We start from the raw sequence: 23,541 nt of genomic DNA on the forward strand, positions 1-23,541 counted from the left end.
ATTTTAAGGCACGAACTAAAACAAAAATTAATGCGATATTTTCAGTTTTATGGTAAAATTTAAACAAATTTAAAAATTTTAATATTTATTAAAAAAATATAGAAAACGAGGTAAAAATGAAAAAGAAATTAAGTTTAAAAACAAAAGCTCTTTTATCTGTTGCATTAATTACTCTTGTTTCCGCTTCAACAGTTGGTGGAATGTTTTTATATGCAAAAAATTCAGATGAGCTAAATGGAACATATTCAGGATTTACTAGAGAACAACTAAGAAATGATTTCTCTCAAATTCGAGATGCAGATAATAAACTTAAACCAGAAATTGCTATTTTAGATCCTTCTAAATCTAGAACTGTTGCGACTATTAATGAAACATATGATAAATTCACATTTGTTTTTGATAAGGAAAATTCATATGATTTTGATGAATTTTTCCAAAGATATTTCGCAATTTTTTCTGAAAGTTTTGTATTGCAAGTTAAGTATGGATCATTTAGTTTTTACAATGAATATGTTACTGCAGTAAAGCCAAAACAATTCATTGACTTTACTCTATGATTCTTTAATAATATTTCATGAGGTCCAGATTTATTAACGCTGAATAGTTTTAGAATTGTCCCTGGTGTGGAACAAAATGGTAATGCTATTACACTTGGTTCACACTCTTCATTACATAAAGAAAGTAGCGAAATTAAATTTTTCCCTGATGCATTTTTTGGATCAATGCCAATTTATTCTTCAATAACAGGAAATGGTAATGCTCGTGATGCTTTAAGTTATTCATTATTTAGAGATAAAAGTTCAAAAGCTACTCTTGATAATTTCTTAAAGACTATTCCGTATGCTACTGCATTAAAAAATAATGCTTCACAGCAATTCCTTTCGCTTCTTAATCCAGATAACTTATTAAATAAAGAGTTTTTAGTGTTGCTAGCTCCAAACCAAGAAAAACCTGGACCAGCAGGTGAAGATGGGAAAAAACCAACTACGTTATTAAATGAAGAAACATTAATTATCCCAGTTAATAGCACTGAAGCAAGTTTAAAAGAATTTCTTCAAGACAATTTTTCTGATCAAAATGTAATTAATGAATTTTTAGAAATTTTTAAAAATTCTTCAAATGCTAATGCCAGTCGTAAATTTGAAAAATCAAAGATTGTTAATGTTAATTTAACTGAAAATTCTTTAGGTTTCACTCTTTTAATAAATGGTGATGAATATGTACAAACATTAGAACAAGAAAAACCAACAACATTAACTCCTTATTGATATTCAACATACACTTCATTTAAAGAAACTTTAGATACTAATATTGAAAGTTTCTTAGATTTTTATGGATATAAGGCATATGAATTTAATAAAGATAAATCTAAACGTAAGTTCTGAATTTTCAAAGATGGTAATGTGCAAAAAATTTACCAAACTAAAACTGAGGCTTTAGATAAAAATAAATCTGCTATAAAAATTAAAAACCTCAGTGAATCATTAGCTAATTATATTTTTGAGATTGAACTTCAATCTTTATCTGTTAGTGATGGTGTATTTAAAGCGCAATTTGACAAAAATATTAGTATCGAATTTGATGCTAAAAACTTGACAAGCGATATGCTTAATGCATTTGATGAATTTAAGCGTAGCCTAGGGTATGGCGGAGCTATTAATCCGGTTGCCTTGCAATATGGACCTGAAGATATTTCAATGTTAGATAATGACGGAAAACCATTGCCTGGCTTAGAAACTCGTAAATACCAAGTATATGTGGAAACTTATGATGGTTTAATTGAGCGTGTTTTAAGAAAATACCCACACCTCAGAGTTAAAAGAACTGGTCCGCATATTGTTAAAACTTTAAATTCAAATTATGTTTATGAATATTCAGTAGCTGAAGGTGATTTTTATGGAGTTATTGATTCAGACCGTATTGGAGTTCCATTACTTTTAGCAGCTAGTTTAGATGACTTTGATGGTTTATCTACTGATTTCCTAAAATATGTTGGAGCTCATGAATATGGACATCACTTTACTTTAGATCAAAGCCAGTCATTAAATGATAATGGTAAGGCTGTAGTAGTTGGCGGATTATCAACTCGTGGAGGTATTAGTGAATTTTCATATTATTCAATTGATGCTTTAAAGAATTATTTAGATGCTCGCACTAATTTAGAAGTCACTAGAGTTAATTCACTAGGTAAAGAATCAGACAAGGGAACATTTTTAAAGTTTAACTTCATTAAAAATGATGGAACAAAATACATTGAAACAACATCAGATATTTGAGGATCAGATGATAACAATCGTCAAGATATTTCAAAAATTATCGCAAATCCTAAACGTAGATTTTTACAATCATTTGCCGGATTACAAGAAGCGGCAAAATTGCGCGGTGTTAAATTAGGTGATTTATTTATTGCAAACTCATTTGATGAAGAATCTGGGACTTTAAATCCATATATAAGTGGAATTTTAAAGTCATTCTCAGGAACTAAAGATAATTATAAATTTGAAGAAGTTGTCATTGGTACTTTACTCTCAGGTTTAAAAGACGGAATGTCTACAAGTTTAACTGAAAAAGCATTAAGAATTAATCCTGAAAATCCAAATCAATATACTTTAGATCCTGTTACTTTTGAAGTAACAGAAAATGGAAGAATGGTTAGTTCAGTTAACATGTATGATAATCAAGGTAACCCTGTAATTAACGTACCATTAAATACTATTTTAAGTTCTCAAGAATTAAAATATGTTGATGATAAAGTAAAAATTATTCGTGATACATTTAATGCTCTAATTACTCGTTTAGTTTCAGACAGTGGTTGAAATACAACTAATACTATTATTGGTGGGAAGCCGCAGTTAAGTATTGGCTCATTCTATGGACAACCCTTAAGCCCATTTTTATCAAATAATTTATTATATCGTAATGATAACGCCGAGCTCAATCCTCTAAACAACAATATGTTTTCTGAATCAAATCCAAGAAGGGCTTTTGAATATACGGCAGTTGAAAATAATCTTTCTTTAATAGAGCAACTTAAAGAGTTTTTACTTGCTTCTGAACCTGATAAAATTAGCGACAATAGTGGATACTACTATTACTTTATTTCACAAACAAATAATGTTTATGCCTTTGTAAATAAAGATAACAATGAATTTAAGATTAATACAGCCTATACAATGCCGCGGACACAATATAATGATGCTCATGTTGCTTCATACTTCCAACATACTAATGCGCTTGCAGCCTTACGAAATCAAGGCATTAATGCTACTTCACGAATTCAAAGAGCCTTTCATTCATTATTTGCAAGAACCTTTACTGGAATTAGGGATGCAAGGGCAAGATATATCTTTTTATTCATAAATGATCAAAATCAGTTACAAGATCCTGAATTATTGGATAACTTTAACCAAAATGCCGAAAAAATTAATAGTAGTTTTAAAAGAATTGTTTTAAATAACATTCGCTCAAGATTAACTGGCAAAGATCAAAAAACACTTTATGAAGCATACCCTGATGGCAAATACTCAGAAATAACTGATGATGGACAAACTAACAAATCACCAAGCTTTAGTTCGCTACGGGATTTATTTGAATATGTTTCAGTTGATTATTCAAAAGCTAGATTAGTTGATGCTGTTACTGAATCATATAATTGAGATATAAATTACGTTAAAACTAAAATAGATTTTGATAAATTTAAAGAAGCAGCAACAAATGAAGCTGAAATCCAAGGCATCTTAAATGATGACCAATTACTTGCTAATGAAATTATGGAGCGATTTATTAAATCAGGGCACTTTATCTTTGTTAAGGATTTCAACCCTGCAAAAGAATTAGTTAATAATACTGCTTTATTTAGTAAAAAATATGGTGTTATCTTTGACGAACCTAATTTTGTAAAAGGTTTTGTGTTAGATAAAAATGTTACTCCAAATAAAGAAGGAACGACAAATGTATTTGACGTTAAAGATATTCAAAATGCTTTTTCTGAATATATCCACAGGATATTTCCTGATGAAAGCGAGAACAAAATTAATCAGATTATTGATAAATTAAATACACAAGATTTGTGAAGATTAGTTGGGAACACAATGTGATTTGATGCTCATGGTAGCGAATCCTCAGTTGACCTTGATTTACTTTATTCTGCTTTTAGCGATGGAACTCCATCTAGTGATGTATTAAATTATAATTTAACTAGAGTTGAACCACTACTTAGTGATAAATTTACCGATTATGTTTACAATATTTCAGAAACTTTAACCAGAGATTATGTGCAAACTACTTATATTCCAAATTGAGATGATTTTGGTGGCTTACCTAAATATGTTACAGGGGTTAATGAGGCTAAAACAGGCCTTGATTACGTAGTTGATGCTACTGGCCTTGACTTTTGGTTAGATAGAAGAAATGTTCAAAGTGATCTTAATGCTTCAGTATACAAAGCAGTTAATGCAGCTAAATATGATTTATACTTAAAGAATGTAAAAAATGTATATTATGAATATCAAAAACAAAGCAAACCTTATTTAGAAAAAATAGCTGAGTATAAGGATGCACTAGAAAATAACGGTAGAATTATAAATGGTCAAAGAGTTCCTTTTGCTAGTGAAGAAGATAAAAGAAATTATGAATTAGAATATGCAGCTGTACAAGGCACATTTGGTGGTATTACTGCTGTGTTTACTGCAAAAATATTAGCAGAAAAAACCAAAATATATGATGAATTTGCAAATAATGAATCTAGCGCTATGTCTCGGAGCGAAAGTAGATCCTCTTCATACTTTGGAAAATTATTATCTAAAAATAACGGTTACTTTAAGGACCGTTTCCAAAAAGTGCAAATTGGCATGGAATTATATGATGATAATGGTACCGAAATATTTGATGAATCAATTCGCCTTAAAGATTTTGATGGAAACAAAATTACATCACGACCAAAAGCCTTCTTTGTTTCACAATTACTTAACTATGGTGTAGGGTCTCGCAATGTTGCTGGAATTTTCCGCCACAAAGGTTTAGATGCTGTTGCAATGTATGGTTATATTAAAAATGACCTCGCTCAAAAAATTAAATTTATTAAATTTACAGATTTAGAAACTAAAGAAGTTAAATATTTATCAGTAAATATCAATAAGACAAACAATATTTTTTACTTACAAAAACAAGGTGATGCAAATTCAAAAGTACATATTGAGGATTTAGGATATACTTCGTGAGTTTCTGACTACGGAATCATGGGGAAATATCGTGATGCATTATTATTACCTAAACATTCATATTTATTAGAATTTGTTGATGAAAATCAACACTTTGTTGCCAACTTTAATTTAGGTGATTTAGAAACTATTGCTGAAAATGGTAAAACTTCTTCTCAAGCACCTATTAAAATTACAAATGAAATTAATAATAATCAAAAAACAGGAAAAGCAATCATATCAATTGATTACCAATTTAATATTACAGGATAGGAGGTAGTGTGAAAAAATTTAAATTAAAAACTTTTTTACTTTTAAATACATCAATTGCTCCTTTTGTAGCTCTTGCATCTTGTACTACTAACCAAGATCCAAGATATGAACAACGACAAAACTCAGCAATTGATTATGATTTGGGTTTAGCAACAGAACCAATCAATAACTTAAATTATGTTAAATATAAATCTGTTGACAAAATTTTACCTTCTTTAGTAGACTCATTCATTAAAGACGGGCCAGATGAAAACTTAAAAAGATTGATTAAAACAAATGATTATGCACTGGTCTTAACTGATACATCTGGATCAGTAAATGATAAAGGCGAACTTTCATCATCCTTTGATGATTTTTGAAAACTAAAAGATTCATTAAAAGGTCCTAATGAAAATGGCTATGGGTTAGTTTCTTCATCTTATTACCAATTAAATAATTTCAATGTTATTGGTGGTTTAGGCAAAGCTTCATCAACATCAGATATTACCAAAACAGGAACATATTATGGTTTTAGAAATCCAAAAAACTCAGGTAACTTTATGGCAGTTACGGGCTTTGTAAATGATAAACTTAATCGTTGGAGTAATGGAGATTATATTGATGCTCAGCACATTCGTGATTATTTTGAATACATCCTTGATTTAAATACTGGATCTCAAAAATTAGATGAAATTCTTAAATTTGGAATTCGAGGAGCAGAAAAATTTGTTAATGCTCAAAAAGAATATTTAGCTAAACATAATAAAAACTATCTAAATCCATTTGGACGTCGTAGGTATGTTTTAAATGAATTTAACGAATATATTCAGGACCCAGATCAAAAAGTATGGGAACCACAAATTCAAGATGCTTCAGGTAACTTTGTTGATACTGAAGAAGTTGAAAAAATAAAAAAAGCAGCTTTAGAATTTGGATTTTATACGGGACAATTGTTCTTAGATTATAGCAATCAAACAATTAGTGAAAACATGATTCTTAATCCAGAGTTTAAACTAGATGCTCAAGTTCAGAATTTCAATATTGCTAAAAATGGTGTAGTAAAAACAATCAAACTTGTTAAAAATCCATACATGAACCCATATCAGGAATTTAAATTACTAGATGGAAAATTAGCTAACGTATATAACCAATTAGCAAACTCAGAAAATTCATTTACTATGATTTTTGATCAAAATAAAACACCAACTTTAACCTTTTTGGCCTTCCAAATCATGAAAGAGTTATACCCAATTAACCGCCGCTATGTGGAAACTGTCGCTGGTGGAATTGATAAATATGGATCAGATCCTAAGACATTTTTAACAAGTGGACCATTTTTAATGGATAGTAAAGATGTTGTTTTAGGTCCACAAGGGCAAATTATCTTGACGAAAAATAATGAATACTTTGATGCTAAAAATACAATATCAAACAAAATTAAAATTTATTTTTCATCTGATCGTAACATAAATACAACATTTTTTGAAGATGGATATATTTCGCAAACCTATATTCCCGCTACAAAAATTAGTAGTTATTGATCAGATGCTCAATATAAAAACTTTTTAAATAAAAATACAGGTTATGGAACAATTGCTTATGGATTCAACTTAGATTCTGAAACAAACGGTGCAAGTTATTTACAAGATACTGATTTAAGAAATGCAATTTATTATTCAATTAACCGTGAAAATATCATTAAGTTTGTTGGTTGGGATTTTTCATTCCCAGTAAATACCTTTACATCATATGGTCAATACCGTACTGAGAATGGTAAAAATATTGAAACTTACTTTAGTGATTTAAGTTCTAAAACTAAAGATAATGTTGAATATCCATTGCAAAACTACGATTTTGTTGTGCACTTAGCTAAAAGCTTCTTATTTGAAAAAACAGATCGTAAAGATTTTGCCTATAACCTAGATACCGCACGGTTTTACATGAACAGATTTAAAGCTAAATATCCTAATTTATCTAAATTATCTTTAAGATATTTAAACAATTCATCTGATGAACAAAAAAACGCAGGACTTTTCTTAAAAGAAGCCTTGCAAATTGCTTTTGATGGATTTATTGAGTTAGATATTAAAAGTTTACCAGAAAACACATTTGCTTCATATATTGAAGAAGGAAAATATGATATTATCTATCAAAATTACGATAAACTAGGTGGTAATGGAGCTGAAGATTATGTTTCTGCCTTCTTTAAAGATGACGGAATTAATACCTTATCACAAAAATCAATTGGTTTTAAAACTAATCCTGTAGGTTCATTTGGTTATACTGACTATATTATTGATTTAATATTAGAAGCAAATAACCTAAAGAGTAATTTAACAACTTTCCAAAGTTTATTGAAAGCTGAAGTAACAAAAGTTGAAAATGCTGCTAATGCTGCTTTTGGGCAAGACTTTAATAATTTAAAAAATCAACCAGAAGGTACTTCAAAAAATGGTCAAATTAATAATTTTGTTAACCAGAATGCTGCAAAATTAGCTAGTGATCTAGGGACAAACTTTAAAACTGAATTTGTTACTTATATTTTAGAATACCTATTATTAAATAATGATAATATGAAATATGCTCGCCTTAAAAAAGCATATAAAAACTTTTTGATTAATACAATGTCAGTCGATGATATTGTTAAATTAACAAAAACAACTAAAGAAAGATTGAATATTCAACAGTCTATTAATAACCAAGAAGTAACATTTGATTTTTGAAAGAAATTTATTGAACTTTCATTTAGCAAAGATGGTGAATCATTGATAGATTATAGCGATCGTTTAAGCGCCTTTTTCTCAGCTAACTTTACAAACGAAGAATTAGCTCAGGGTTGAACCCAGGAATATGTATTTGTGTTTATTGGAGAACTTGAAAAAATTGTGCGCGATGCTTCCTTTATCGTGCCATTAATGGAAGTTGATACAAACTGGGAAATTACAAGAGTTGCGGGAGTTTCATCATTATATAAATTTTCATTACAATATGCATATGACTATACAAGACCACCAAGATCAGGATTACCAAGAGGGAGAAATAATTAATAATGTTTAATAAAGTTGTACACGATCTTAATCCAATTTATTTTGCAGGAAAACGAACTAATGATTATTCATTATTTGAAAAATTATTTTCATTTAATTCTACTTTTGCAAAATCATTAATTAGATTAACTAAAATAATTTTAGAATTCTTTATTATTGGAATAATTGTTATTACTATTACATTTTTCTTAATTAATGCAGTTCCTGGATCTAACTCTTTAACAGCCGGACTTGACGAAGGTGCTAGAAGAGCAATCGAAACTAAATACGGACTTAATTTGCCAATATTCCAAAGGTATTTAAATTATCTTGGTGGACTATTCAAAGGTGAATTTGGTATTTCTATTTCATTATTTCCAGGTCGGGAAATTCAAGATTTTATTTGAATTAGATTTTACAAATCATTTTTAGTTGGAATTTGTTCAGTTATTTTAACTGTGACAATAGGTATTTCAGTAGGAATTTGAGTTGGTAAAAATCCGGGTGGATGAGTTGATAATATTTCAACTGTACTTGTAAGTATTTTTTCAAGTGTTCCGTCAATTATCTTTGCTTTAGTCTTGGTCTTTATTGGCCGTTTAGTAGGTCTGCCATATATTTTTAATGAAAATAACTTAGTTACTTATATCTTACCAGCTTTTGCCTTATCGCTTGGAAGCATTATTGTTTATATTAAATATATAAGAACTGAATTAAATCGCGAACTAAACTCTGTGCATGCAAAATTTGCATATTTAAAAGGTCTTTCAAAAAATCGTTTTGTATGAAAACACGCCTTAAAACCAGCATTATTCCCAATTGCGACATTTTTCCCAGCGGTAATTTTTGGTTCATTTATTGGAAGTATTTTTATTGAACAAATCTTCTTTATTCCTGGATCAGGGGCAACATTGCTGCAAGCTATTCAAACTAAAGATTACAACATCATTTTATTCTTAATTATGATGTTTACATTATTAACAATTTTATCTTATGCTACAAGGGATATTTTATATGAAGTAATCGACCCAAGGGTCAGAAGAAGGGGGTCAGGTGCCTAATAGCAAAAAAAGCATTAGCGAAAAATTTAATAATTATTTAACCAAACTGAAAAATCGTAATGATTTAGGAGAAACAAATTTAAATAATTTAGCGACTGCTCCGAACCCATTAATTTCACCATTTCAATACCAAGCTTGGAAAATCATTGGCAAAACAATTGATTATTCAACTAACCAACACATGAATGCTGAGGCAAAACCATTCAAGGAATTTGTTTACAGATATTCAAAAAGCTTTACTGGTGTTTTTGGCTTTATTTTATTAGTAAGTCTAATTTTATTATCATTTATAATCCCATTTACTACCCAAGCACCATTAGCAACTGATGTTAACAATCGTTATTTAACTTTTAATACCACAGATTCAAATGGTATTCATCATATTTTTGGAACTGATCATTTAGGAAGAGACTTATGAGCAAGACTTTGACATGGGCTAAGGTATTCGCTGCTTTTAGCCATTGTCGTAACGACAATTGAAGTTATTATTGGCTTAACAATAGGTATAATGATGGGCCAATTTGAAAAAGTTGATAAGTTTTTTACCTTTATTATTAAAATTATTTCAGTTGTTCCCACGATTTTAATCTTAATTTTAATTACTATTGTTGTTAGTCCTACGTTTTGGGTCATTGCCTTAGCTTTATCATTAACTTCATGAACGGGTATGGCCAACCAAATTAGAGCCCAAGTTAAACGTGCAAAACACTTTGAATGAGTATCTGCCTCACGTGTGTTGGGGACTCCAATGACAAAAATTTTACTTAATTATATTCCGGTAATTTTACCAATTTTAATAACCCAATTGGTATTCACAATTCCTGGAGTAGTACTATCAGAAACATCATTAGCCTTTATTGGTCTTGCAATTGATGATGCTTCAACATTAGGGAATTTAATTTCTGAAGGCCAAAAACAATTCCCTGCATATTTAAGATATGTATTTGTGCCTTCGACTATATTAATTTTAATCACAACTAGTGTCCAACTTATTGGATCTAGTGTGCAAGATGCACTTAGAAGACAAAGATAAAAGGAGAATCATGAAAAAATACTCAAAAAAATATCGTTTCCAAAAACCTAAAAAAGCCAAAAAAAGTACTGAATTTAATAATGATATTTTAGAAATTATTGTTGAAGAACCAATTCTTGAAGTAGAACAAGAAGTAGAAGAGCAACTAATTATTGAACCTGAACCTGTAATGGAGCCTGTGTTAGAACCAGAACCAGAACCAGAAGTAGTCCAAGCAGTTGAGGACCAGAAACCAGAAATTATTGAAGAACCTGTGGTTCTTGAAGAAGAAACTTACACTGGTCCTATTAACGAAGAAACTGAAGAACCAGTTCATCTTCCTTTGGTTGTGAAACAAGCAGAAGAAGAAACAGACTACTTGTACACTGGTCCTATTAATGAAGAAACCATTGAAGAGGAACAACCAATTGCTGAACCAGAACCAGAACCAGAACCAGTTCCGGTATTTGAAGAACCTAAGGTTCATGATTGTCAGGAAGAATGTGGACCTGCTTTAGAATTTGTTCCATCACTACGCTTCAGAGAAATAGAGTCCGAGGTTTTTAACCAGGGAGTAGAGGTCGCTACAGCCAAAGCTCCCGTAACTAGACAAATTGTAGTTTTTAAACACGAAGAATATAAATACGAAGCAAAACAACCAGAAATAATTAGACTTGAACGAGTTGTTCAAAAATATATAACTTCTCCACCTAATCAAATTATTGATAAACTAGTTCAAAAAGAAATTATAGAAGATACTAAATTTATTAATGAAGAATCGCCGGCGGATAAAAACCCCCAAGATACTGTTTTAGCTCATAAAAATAATAGTAAAGCTGAAATTGATGAATATTTTGGTCCCAAAGGTTTTTATCACAAACCAGAAGTTTTACAGGTAGAAAAACAACAAACTTTTGTACATAATACTAAAAACAACAAAATCTGTAAAATTGAAAAATATTTTGGAAGATTTTATGCTTGCCAATGTGATAGGCAACATACCCATAAAGAAACATACTTTAAAGTTTTTTCTAAATTATTTGATAAAAATAAAACGAGTCAATTTGATTTTGAACAATTTTCAAAAAATGTTCAATATAAAACTTTTTCAAATGGAACTAAATTAAAAATTGCTGCTGAGATTAATGACTTGCATTTATCATTTACTAACCCTGCTGTCCCTGGACAAAAAAATAAAGTTTTAAGAGGTACTTCTCTTAAAGTATATGAAGGGAAAGTTCATGCAATTATCGGAGAGTCAGGATCAGGTAAATCAGTTATTACATCATTATTATATGGATTAACTGGAGACAACGCTGTGATTGATTCAGGTGAAATTAAACTTTATAATAACAATGTTGAAAACTTTAGTTTTAATGATTGGGAGAAATCAAACTACCGTGGTAGAGTTGTTTCTGCGGTTTTCCAAAACCCAATGTCAACATTAAATCCAACAATGAAAGTTGGAGCTCAAATTATGGAGGGGATGCTACTTAATAAGGTTGTTAAAACTAAAAAAGAAGCTTATGAAAGAGCTCTAGAATTTTTAAGATTAACTAAAATTAATGACCCTGAAGCAGTTATGAAACTTTACCCTCATGAAATGAGTGGTGGAATGATCCAAAGGGTTGTAATTGCTGCTATTGTTGCACTTGAGCCAAAAATTTTAGTTATGGATGAACCAACTACAGCCCTTGATCCAACAGTACAAGCCCTAGTGTTAGAAGTTATTAGAGAATTACAAGAAAAGCTAAAATTAGCTATTGTATTCATTACTCACGATTTAGGAGTTGTTGCTTCTATAGCTGATTATATTTCTATTATGTATGCAGGGCAAATCATTGAAGAAGGAACTGCAACTGAAATTTTAAATTACCCTCAACACCCTTATACATGAGGATTAATTTCAAGTATGCCTGATGTTAATAAAGGCAACCGCCTAGCAACAATCCGAGGAAGTGTTCCGTCTAACTTAAATAAAATTGTTGGAGATGCCTTTGCCGTTAGAAATGACTATGCAATAGGTAAGGATTTAAGTAGCGAACCAGATTTTTACTGAATTTCAGACACACACCGTGTTAAATCTGCTTTATTAGATGATAAAACACAAAAATATTATGCACCTTATTTAATTCAAGATATATGGAAGGAGTATCTCAATAAAAATGAAACCAGAAAGAACTAAAGTTGAATATACTCACAATAAATTTTTATTCCAAAAAGTAACTACAGTTCGTTACCAAACACCTGGTGTTCAAGATATGCTTACTCCTAAACATAACGAGAAGATTCTTGCAACATTGCGTAATGTTGACATTACTTATGGGGAAGGGCATAAATCATTTAAAGCAGTTTCAGATTTAAATTTAAATATTTACCATGGTGAAGTGCTAGGTTTAGTTGGAGAATCAGGCTCTGGGAAAAGTACAATTGGAAAAACTTTAGTTGGGTTAGTTCCATACAGTTTTGGTGAAATTAAACTTTTTGATAAGGTTTTACCTAAAAAACTTACCCGAGGCTTAAAAATTGGAAAAGCACTAAAAGAATATAAAGCAATTGAAAACTTTTTAACTAATAAAGTTCAAATGATCTTCCAAGATCCTGCAAACTCTTTAAATCCGCATGCAAATGTTGAAACCATTGTTTCAGAAGGTTTATTAAATACTAAAAACTCACGTGAAATTTTATTCTATAATTTTGATCAAAATACTTTGAAAGAAGTTTATGAGAAAATTGAGAATAATGACCAAAATAAAGATTTCTTTGGTAAATATTTAGATGAATTAAATCAAAATATTTACCAAGATGAATTTGCTGCCTATGAAGCTTTATATAATAAATTTTTACATAAATTACAAGTTAAAAGACTTCCAGCAGCTTTATCAGTTTTAGAAAAATATAAACTTGAACGAGATCAAATGAGTAACCTTACTGAAAAAGAAGCTCGGAGACTTTTAGTTCGTGATATCCTAATTTCTGTTGGGCTTGATGAATCAGTTTTACGTAGATATCCACTTGAATTTTCAGGAGGTCAACAGCAACGGATTGGTATTTCGCGTGCCGTTGTCTTAAGGCCGCAACTTCTTGTCGCTGATGAGCCAATTTCCGCGCTAGACGTTTCAATCCAAGCGCAAGTTGTTAATATTTTTAACGAACTGAAAGAAAAATACAACTTAACAATCCTATTTATAGCCCATGATTTACGTATGGTTGAATATATTTCTGATCGAATTGCAGTTATGAATAAAGGTCGCTTATTAGAAGTCGGTAAAACTGAAGAAATTATGAATAATTCACTTCATCCTTATACCAAAAGTTTATTAGATGCAGTTCCATCAATTAAAGCTAAAAAAGGTAGTTTAATTGGTTATGTATATGATATAAATATGCATGATTATAATGAAGATAACCAGCCTGAATGAATTAAGATAAACGATGATCATTATGTTTTAGGCACACCCCGTGAAATCAATGAGTGAAAGAATGGACACTATTAATAATTAAAAATTAGCAATAAAATAATTATGTTGCTAATTTTTTTATTTCTTATGGTATAATACGTCTATGCATCAAAAAATTAGTAAGAAAAAAGAACCGATCTTACAGTATACTGTTTTACTATATATTGAAGAAGGGAATCCAATTAGTAGTGGATATTTAATTGAAAAATACGGTGAGAAATTAAATTGTTCTAGTGCTAAAGTACGCTATATTATGAATGAATTAGAAAAAGATGGATATCTTAAAAAATCACATAATTCTAGCGGGCGTACCCCAACTGTTGAAGGATTGGATTATTATGCTAAATATTTATCACGATCTTGAGATCAAAAGATGAAAGATAAAGTTGATAAGATTTTAATGCAAAAACATATTAGTATTGATCAAACTGTAGAGGAAGCCGCAAGTATCATAACTGATATGGCTGGAATTACTTTAGTAACTAACGAAATTATTAAAGATTCATTGCTTAAAAGCATTGATATAGTCCCAATTGCTTTAAACAAAGCAACAGTTGTATTAGTTATTTCAACAGGTGAAGTATTTTCTAAAATAATTATATTTGACAGACAAGTTTTAGTTAGTGATCTAAAAATTGCGGTTCGGATTTTTAAAGAACGCTTAATTGATTCTAAGTTGCAAGAATTACCAGGCAAAGTTGCTTTGCTTAAAGATTTGTTATCTGAATCAGTAAATAATTATCAATCAATTATTGATTCAATTGTAAACCAAGTTTTTAATACGTATTTAAAACAACAAGAAACACAAAAACGCATTTACGGAAAAAATAATATTATTTTAAGCAAACAAATTCAGCGCCAGGATTTAACTAAAATGATCGATTTAATTGAGCATAGTTCAGTATGGGAAAAAATTCAAGATGCTAGTGAGGTTGATCAAAATATTAAAATTTCAGTTGGGCCATCTGGTACATTTATGTCGAAACGTATTGAAAATAATTCTAAAATAACTGAAATATCAGCCGTTGGTGCTACTAACACTGATTTTGATGTCATGAAAACTGCAATAAATGTACTTGATTCATTTTTCAAAGAATCAAATAAAAATAAAGAGGTAAATAATAATGAATTTAAAAATTAAACATAATGATTTATTAACAGCAAGATTTAAATTATTAATTGATGGAAATGAAATTAAAGAATATTCAATTGAAAAGCAAATTACTATTGGTAAAAATGAATTTTTACCAAACTTTGATGATTATTTAAAAGGTCGCAAAGTTAAAGATGCTTTAGAAATTAAACTAACTTTTCCAAGAAATTATGAAATTAGTAATTTTGCTGGCAAAAAAGCATTAATATTAGTTGAACAAATAAAAGTTAGCGAAGGGCAAAATGCTCAAATTTTTGAATTAAAAGCAAAAATTGAAGAATTAGAAAAAAAATTAATGCTTAAAGATGTTGAATTATTTAATTTAAATCAAACATATAAAAATAAGGCACAAGAATTTAGCCAAAAAGCACAAGAAAAAATTGATCAAGCTACTTTAGAATACAAAAATAAATTAGATCAAGAAAAGCTTGAAGTAAAAAAATATGCAATTCAAAGTTTTGCACAAGACTTTGCAATTCCATTTAGTAATTTTATGGCAGCTATAAGAGCTGGGGAAGTTTCACAATCAACAGAAGTTAAAAACTATATTTATGGTTTCAATATTGTATCAAAGCAATTTGAAGAATTATTAAATAATCATGGAATAGAATTAATTATTCCAGCTTTAAATGAGGAATTTGATCCTCAAAGCCAAGAAGCAGTTGATTTTAAGGAATCAAATGGTTTAGAAAATAAAATTTTAAGAGTAGTTCGTTATGGGCTATATTTAAATGGCAGAGTTATTGTTCCTGCATCAGTAGTACTTTCTAAAAAAATTAGCAATTAATTGCTTCATTTGCTAATTTATGTGCTATAATATTCTTAGTTGGATTAGACAACTATTTTAGAAAAACAAATAAATATAAATATTATTAGGAGAGTTAATGGCAAAAGAAATTGTATTAGGAATAGATTTAGGTACAACTAACTCAGTTGTATCAATTACAGAAGGGAAAAACCCAATTGTATTAGAAAATCCAAATGGAAAACGTACAACCCCTTCAGTAGTAAGTTTTAAAAATTCAGAAGTAATTGTTGGGGATGTTGCAAAGCGTCAAGTAGAAACAAACCCAAACACAATTACATCAATTAAAAGATTAATGGGCACTGATAAAACAGTACGTGCAAATAACAAAGATTATAAACCAGAAGAAATTTCAGCAATGATCCTTTCATATATGAAAGAATACGCAGAATCAAAATTAGGACAAAAAGTAACTAAAGCAGTTATTACAGTTCCAGCATATTTTGATAATGCTGAACGTGAGGCAACAAAAATTGCCGGTAAAATTGCTGGTTTAGATGTTTTAAGAATTATTAACGAACCAACTGCTGCGGCACTTGCATTTGGTTTAGAAAAAACTGATAAATCAATGAAAGTATTAGTTTATGACCTTGGTGGAGGAACATTTGACGTTTCGGTTTTAGAATTAGAAGACGGAACTTTTGAAGTTCTTTCAACTAGTGGAGATAACCACCTTGGTGGAGATGATTGAGATAACGAAATTGTTAAATGATTAGTTGCAAAAATTAAATCAGAATATAACTTTGATGCAGCTAATGACAAAATGGCTAAAGCTAGATTGAAGGAAGCTGCTGAAAAAGCTAAAATTGATCTTTCAAGTCAAGCTGTTGCTACCATTAATTTACCATTTTTAGCTGTAACGGAAAATGGACCGGTTAATGTTGAATTAGAATTAAAACGTAGTGAATTTGAAACAATGACAGCCCACTTATTAGATAGAACTCGTAAACCAATTGAAGATGCTTTAAAAGAAGCAGGAGTTACTGCAAGAGATTTACATGAAGTATTATTAGTTGGTGGATCAACTAGAATGCCAGCTGTGCAAGATATGGTTAAAAGAACTTTAGGTAAAGAACCAAACCGTTCAATTAATCCTGATGAAGTTGTGTCAATTGGTGCTGCTATTCAAGGAGCTGTTTTAGCTGGAGATATTGATGATATTTTATTATTAGATGTTACACCTTTAACTTTAGGAATTGAAACAATGGGTGGAGTTTCAACACCTTTAATTGCAAGAAATACCACAATTCCAGCAACTAAATCTCAAGTATTTTCAACAGCTGCTGATAATCAATCAGAAGTTACCATTAGAGTTGTACAAGGGGAACGTCCAATGGCTTCAGATAATAAATTACTTGGGCAATTTAACCTTGGTGGCATTGAGCCAGCCCCTAGAGGAGTTCCTCAAATTGAGGTTAGCTTTTCAATTGACGTTAACGGTATTACAACCGTAACTGCAAAAGATTTAAAAACTAATAAAGATGCAACAATAACCATATCTAATTCATCAAAACTTTCTGAGGAAGAAATTCAAAGAATGATTAAAGAAGCTGAAGCTAATAAAGAAGCTGATGAAAAACGTAAAGAAGAAGCTGAAACAGTTGTACGTGCTGAATCTTTAATTTCTCAAATTAAAAAAGCAAATGAAGAGCAAGGTGATAAACTTGATGCTAAATCAAAAGAAGAATCAGAAAAACTTATTAAAGAGTTACAAGATTTATTAGATAAAAAAGACATCCAGGCTCTTAAAACTAAACTTGATGAAGTTGAAAATATGATGCGTAACTTTGCAAACTATGCCGCACAACAAAACGCAACAAATCGAGGAAACCAACCTGAGAGTGATGAGGATACTGCAACAGTTGTTGAAGAATAATTAAAAATTGAAAATATTCGTCTTAAAACGAATATTTTTTTATAAAACACATCAATAAATTATTTTAATATCTGATAAAATTATATTATATAGTTGTATATATTAAAATAATCACTATTGCTAAATAAATGCTTTTAGAAATTTTTATGTGTAAACTAATTAAGGGACAATATTATGAAAAAAATAAAGTGAACAATTCTAATTCCTATTATTACAGTGGGATTCGCGGCATCAATTTTTTGAATTTCGACGACTAATTCAAACGATAAAAAATTAGAAAAATGATACGATAATCTTAAAAAGAGTAATGTTGAAGTGAGAGGTCAAGAAGTCACAACTCAACACAATAGGGATGATGAAGTAATTGTGACAAAAATTAATAATGATTATGAGTTAAAACTATTACTAAACCCACATTTGAATATAGATGAAGAAACTTATATATGGAAATTTAATAATAGTTTTATTAATAACGTAAATAACTTAAATTTAAAGTATAAAACTGTAGAAACTAGTCAAATTTTACCAGTTGTTTGATTTTATTTTCACACTGAACAAGAAAGAAAAGACTTTGCACTAGCTTTAATGAACAGGAAAGAAATTTATAAATTTATTGTCTTTGAGAATAATGGTGCTAATCAAGAAGTGACTGATGGAAAAAAGCATTTACTAGAAAAAGCGAGAGAAACAACAGTAGATATTCCAAAAGATCTTACACAAGCTAAAATAAGGAAAATATACAATTATTATATTGAAAAGTATTCTAAATCTGTTAATAATAATATTGAAATAGTGAATGCTCAAAATTGGTTAAAAAATACAAATTCAAACAAAATAGGTGTTTTAGAATCTTGGTCTTATTCATTTGACAATGATTATTCAGTATTATTTGATAATGGCATTGATATTAAAGAATCAAATGGAAAAACTAATGCAAAAGATAAAACGCATTCAACAATGGTGCCGATGATAATTGGTGGAGAATATGGCATTGATAGATCATCTAAAATTTATCTACGAACTTTTAAAAACACTGGTAAAAATAGTGATTGAATGAAAAGTATTGAAGAAATGGTCCTTAAAAAAGGTATAAGAATCATTAACCATAGTTATGGACCAAGAATGGAAGATAAAAATGGCATAAGATATAAAAGTTATGATATTGGATATGATGAGAATTCATACTTTCTTGATTATATAGCACGAAAGTATGGAGTTATAAATGTAATTTCTGCCGGGAATGATGGTAAAAAATCAGATCACTTAATTACAAATACTAAATTATCATTTAATTCAGTTATAGTTGGTGCTCTTAATAATTATTCATCCAAAGAAAATTTGAAGAAAAATATAGTTGCCGAGTACTCTAATTTTAAATTAGCAAAGGACTATAAAGAATTTGCCAAACCATTAGTGGTTGCCCCTGCTTATTTTTATAATCCTGTTTACGACACTAATGAATATTATAATGGTACTAGTTATGCGGCGCCTGTAGTTACAGGTCTAATATCAAATTTATTAAAATTTAAACCAAACATAAAAGCAGGTTCTAGTGTCGTTCCTATTATTAAAGCAATTTTATCAGCCTCATCTATTTCCCCCAAACTTGATAATTTGAATTATAAGTCTAGTGGATATGCAGAAAAATATGGATCAGGAACTGTTAACTTTATGTCAATGTTATCCGCTGCCGACAATTATAAAGTTATGAACATAGAAACTATTGACCCAAAAGGTTTTATTTATACAAGTGAAAAAATTAGCCTTTTAACTAATGACACTATAAAAGTAGCAAGTTCATGATTATTTAATGCAGGATTACTAGCTGAAAGAGATCCTAATGATTTTTATACAAATAAGTCGTATTGGTGAAATAATAATACTTTGAGGTCTTATCTAAATAAATGAACTATACCAGAAATAATAACTACATATGAAGTTGACAAATATTTAAAAGATAAAAAAATGTCTTACTCTGAATTACTTAAAAAACAAAATGGTAACTTATTTACTGATTACAACCTTATCTTGGAAAGAGAAACAACTGATGGTACTTGGGAACAGGTAAAAAGCATTGATTCTGTGGTTAGTAATGATGAATTATTAGAATATAAGGTACAGGCACCTGGAAATTATAGATATAGAATATATAAAAATACTAATTTTACATATTCAAACTCATCGATTGATGTAATTGCATTTACACACCACGTATGGAGAGATAATGATTAAGAAATTATTGTTTTTTATTGGTTTTTTGCCAATAGTATCTTATTCATGTTCTGAAGAAAAAAATCCGCAGAGAATAATTACAAAAGATCCAGTTACATCAAATTCTACAATTCCGAGAATGCCCACGAAAAAAGCAACAATTTTAAGCCATGACAGAATTTATCAGGATATTTTACCTAAGTATAAAGAATTTGCAAAAGTTGATGTTTTTATACCCGGTAATTGGGTAGTTGATGGTTGGTTTATAAAGGATTATAGAACACAAAAAGATGAAAGTGGATTTAGAATACCTTTTAACAGTAATTTTTTCCATAATACTGAAGATATAAAACAAAGTAAACATATAAAAATTACAACAAAAGAAGACTTTAATAAGTTAATAATAAACCGTTTTAGTGAACTACATAATTTTAATGAAGATAGACAAATAAAAGAATTATTCGAATTAATATTTTTAAACAATAAAGATGTATACCAAGAATTAGAAAGCAAAAATATTTTTATCTTTCCTCACAACTACTGGGCATCTCAAAATGAGAATAATGATTTTTTAATTCCGCTTTATAAAGATGGAAAGATAATAATAAGTTATATAAGAAACATATATAGCATGTACCATACAGATGGTATACCCGAAGCTTTAAGTTGGTTAGTATTTTCCTTACCAAAGGATCATGAGTTAAATATTCACAATCCATTAAACGAAATTTCACCAGATTCAGAATTATATAAAGTGGAGCTATATAAATGGTATATAAATGAATTTTTAAAATACTCAAAATAGTACACAAAAGTACTAATTATGATATTCTAAGGTTTTATATGTATGTAATAACACCATTAAAATCCCCCTAATATACAAATTGTTTAGTTTAGTAATCTAAATATTTATGATATAATAAAACTATTAAATTTAATAAAATTCAAAGGATGCATAATATGAAGAAAAAAATATTATTTAGTGCTTTAACTCTTACGATGTTAACTCCTATTATTACTTTTTCATGTACTAGTTCACCAGAACCAAGAGAGTCTAAAACACCTTTAATAGAGGTACAAACTACAATAGAATTAACAACCGAAGACAAAGAAAATTTTGCAATCACTAGTGAGAACTATTTACCAAGAGTTGCGAAAGTTACTAAGAATATACTTGATAAGGCGCAAGACTTAATTAAATCTAAAGACTTTGTTCCGCCTACAACTAAGAAAAATTTAAATAAATTAGCACCTTCAGGAATTACACTGAATAAAGGTTTTTTTGATACTGTACCTCAAGGCAATAAATTACATGATTCAATTGGTTGAATCAGAATTACAAATAAGAATGAATTTAACCAAATAATTATCAATAGGTTTAAAGAATTAAACAACAAAGATGATGTTATAACAAGTGATTCTGAAATTAAACAAGAATTTGAAAAAAACTATTTAAATAATCAAGATGTTTATCGTTATTTAGAAAACAATGATATTTTCATTGCTGATATTGGTTTAGGGACTAATTTTGCAAGTGGAGCTTTTTCTAATTTTGTAATACCATTTGATTCTGGGGATTCAATTGTTCTAAATGTGTTCCCACGTGCTGATGAAAACGAAGAGAAAAGTAAATTAGAAGATTTACTTAAGTTGCAAAGTACTACTTGAGCTGTTTTTGGTATTTCTAAAGGTAAAAATATTACAATTAAAATTCTTGATTTTTTCAAATCAGGTGACCAACTTACTGGTATTTTAGAATTTTTCCCTAAACTTTTTAAATGATATAACACTGAGTATGTAAACTTTTATACAGACGAAACTATTGAATAATTTTAAACTGCTTATTTTAATTTTCAATAAATAGTGTTTATTTACATTAATACTTTAATTTAAACTTTTTATTATTATACAAATATAGTAATATTATTATTAATTTGAAATTAATTTTTATATTATTTAACAAATAAGAAATTTAGTTATTAAACTATTATTAGCACATAATTAAAATAATTTATTATTATAAAAGGAAGTTATATGAAAAAAACAAAGAAACTATTTTTGAGTATTTTATCATCTATTTTACCACTTTTTACTTTTGCTACTGCATCATGTGCTAATGTTGAAAGCCCGAAAGAACCAAGCGATCCTAACCCCCTGCAGAGTGACCCTTATCAAAAAATTAGATTTAGTACTGGTCAAGAGACAAAGTGAAAAGTCCAAGAAGAAATTCAAGAAATTTATGATAAAATTCACCCTAAATTTAAAGAATTAGCCACTATCAATGACTTTAATACTCCTACATCTAGTTTTAATTGAAATAAAATTAGAAGAGATGATTATTATATTTTAAATCAAAATTTCTTTAAATCAGTTGATGCTAGCAAAAAACTGGCTAATTGGACCAAAATACAAACCAAAGAAGACTTTGACCAAATTATTATTAAAAGGTTCCAGGAATTAAATAACCGTGAAGATTTGGTAATAAGTGAGACAGAAATAAGAGAAGAATTTCAAAAAATGTTTCTTAAAAATCAAGATGTATATGAAGTTTTAAAAAATAATGATATTTATATTGACGATGATGATGCTCACACATCTTTTGAGTATTATTATATGGTTCCATTTGAATCAGATGATTCAATAGAATTAAATATTATTGACGAAGTAATCACAAGATATATAACAACTGATATAATCCCATATACTACTTGAGCTGTTTTTAGTTTGCCTAAAAACAAAACTGTTAAAGTTAAAGAAGTTAGTTCAGAATATAAAAACACTGAACTTGAATTTCTCATAAATTTTAAAAAAATTTTAATTGAATGATATAACACCAAATTTAAGCAACATATTAATGAATAATATAAATATTTTATAAAATAGAAAAACCAACAACAAATTTTTGGTTTCATATATAAATATTAACTAGTTTATAAACAAATATAAGATAAAAATATTTAAAAAATAGTATAATAACATAGCTTATGAATTTAATTCAATTATTTGAAATGCAAAAAAAATTAGATGAAAAGATTGAGAAAAAGCAAGAATCTTTGACACCTAATTTAAATAAAAAAGAAATCATCTTGCAACGCACCCTTGCTTTAATGGTTGAAGCTGGAGAATTTGTTAATGAAGTACAATCTTTTAAATATTGAAAACAAAATAAAAATATTTCAAAACATAAAATTTTGGAAGAATTTGTTGATTTACTTCATTTTTTCATTAGTTTATCATATCAACATAATGTTCCTTACACTTTAACACCCAAGATTAATGAATATAATGATCTTAATTTGCAGTTTAAAAATTTGTTTATAAATATTAGTGATATTTTAAAAAGTCCAAGTCAAGAAAATATTCAAATTTCTTTTGAAATAGCATTAGGTTGTTTTGAAATGTTAGGGTATAATTATAATGAGTTATTTGAAGCTTACTTTTTTAAGAACCAAAAAAACTATAAAAGATTATATAGCAATTACTAAT

At 28.9% G+C, this 23,541-nt stretch carries 14 protein-coding genes; all 14 read left to right on the top strand.

What is annotated here, in order from left to right; genetic code table 4:
- Positions 1-116: 116 nt before the first annotated feature.
- The 14 genes from AC0B4K_RS01495 to AC0B4K_RS01560 all read left to right on the top strand — a co-directional run bounded on the left by AC0B4K_RS01495 (position 117) and on the right by AC0B4K_RS01560 (position 23,540).
- Entirely contained in the window at positions 117-5,471 is a 5,355-nt protein-coding gene (locus AC0B4K_RS01495) for a PDxFFG protein (protein ID WP_465103518.1), read from the top strand.
- Between the two features lie 8 nt (positions 5,472-5,479).
- Positions 5,480-8,497, top strand: coding sequence for an ABC transporter substrate-binding protein (locus AC0B4K_RS01500; protein WP_465103519.1), 3,018 nt, complete (start codon positions 5,480-5,482; stop codon positions 8,495-8,497).
- Between the two features lie 2 nt (positions 8,498-8,499).
- The gene (locus AC0B4K_RS01505) at positions 8,500-9,537 is read left to right on the top strand and encodes an ABC transporter permease (RefSeq protein WP_465102210.1); all 1,038 of its coding nucleotides are present in this window, start codon (positions 8,500-8,502) and stop codon (positions 9,535-9,537) included.
- Positions 9,530-10,570 carry an ABC transporter permease gene (locus AC0B4K_RS01510; RefSeq protein WP_465103520.1) on the top strand — a complete coding sequence of 347 codons (1,041 nt, stop codon included), beginning with the start codon at positions 9,530-9,532 and terminating at the stop codon, positions 10,568-10,570. Before AC0B4K_RS01505 ends, AC0B4K_RS01510 begins: the two co-directional genes overlap by 8 nt.
- Positions 10,571-10,580: 10 nt before the next feature.
- Positions 10,581-12,734, top strand: a complete 2,154-nt coding sequence (locus AC0B4K_RS01515) for an ABC transporter ATP-binding protein (protein WP_465103521.1) — start codon at positions 10,581-10,583, stop codon at positions 12,732-12,734.
- Complete coding sequence (locus AC0B4K_RS01520) at positions 12,715-14,046, top strand: ABC transporter ATP-binding protein (protein WP_465103522.1); 1,332 nt, start codon at positions 12,715-12,717, stop codon at positions 14,044-14,046. The genes AC0B4K_RS01515 and AC0B4K_RS01520 overlap by 20 nt, the downstream gene beginning before the upstream one ends.
- A gap of 67 nt (positions 14,047-14,113) precedes the next feature.
- Positions 14,114-15,151: a heat-inducible transcriptional repressor HrcA gene (locus AC0B4K_RS01525; RefSeq protein ID WP_465103523.1), complete on the top strand. Its 1,038-nt coding sequence runs from the start codon at positions 14,114-14,116 to the stop codon at positions 15,149-15,151.
- Positions 15,135-15,950, top strand: a complete 816-nt coding sequence (grpE, locus tag AC0B4K_RS01530) for a nucleotide exchange factor GrpE (protein ID WP_465103524.1) — start codon at positions 15,135-15,137, stop codon at positions 15,948-15,950. Before AC0B4K_RS01525 ends, grpE begins: the two co-directional genes overlap by 17 nt.
- A gap of 97 nt (positions 15,951-16,047) precedes the next feature.
- Positions 16,048-17,844, top strand: coding sequence for a molecular chaperone DnaK (gene dnaK / locus AC0B4K_RS01535; protein WP_465103525.1), 1,797 nt, complete (start codon positions 16,048-16,050; stop codon positions 17,842-17,844).
- A gap of 174 nt (positions 17,845-18,018) precedes the next feature.
- The gene (locus AC0B4K_RS01540; protein WP_465103526.1) at positions 18,019-20,076 is read left to right on the top strand and encodes a S8 family serine peptidase; all 2,058 of its coding nucleotides are present in this window, start codon (positions 18,019-18,021) and stop codon (positions 20,074-20,076) included.
- Positions 20,069-20,860: a hypothetical protein gene (locus tag AC0B4K_RS01545; RefSeq protein ID WP_465103527.1), complete on the top strand. Its 792-nt coding sequence runs from the start codon at positions 20,069-20,071 to the stop codon at positions 20,858-20,860. Before AC0B4K_RS01540 ends, AC0B4K_RS01545 begins: the two co-directional genes overlap by 8 nt.
- 155 nt (positions 20,861-21,015) lie before the next feature.
- The gene (locus AC0B4K_RS01550; protein ID WP_465103528.1) at positions 21,016-21,885 is read left to right on the top strand and encodes a hypothetical protein; all 870 of its coding nucleotides are present in this window, start codon (positions 21,016-21,018) and stop codon (positions 21,883-21,885) included.
- Between the two features lie 204 nt (positions 21,886-22,089).
- Positions 22,090-22,917: a hypothetical protein gene (locus AC0B4K_RS01555; protein ID WP_465103529.1), complete on the top strand. Its 828-nt coding sequence runs from the start codon at positions 22,090-22,092 to the stop codon at positions 22,915-22,917.
- 122 nt (positions 22,918-23,039) lie between these two features.
- On the top strand, positions 23,040-23,540 hold the full coding sequence (locus tag AC0B4K_RS01560) for a dUTP diphosphatase (protein WP_465103530.1): 501 nt from the start codon (positions 23,040-23,042) through the stop codon (positions 23,538-23,540).
- Position 23,541 lies beyond the last annotated feature (1 nt).

It is taken from the genome of Mycoplasma sp. 11548, from assembly GCF_055523555.1.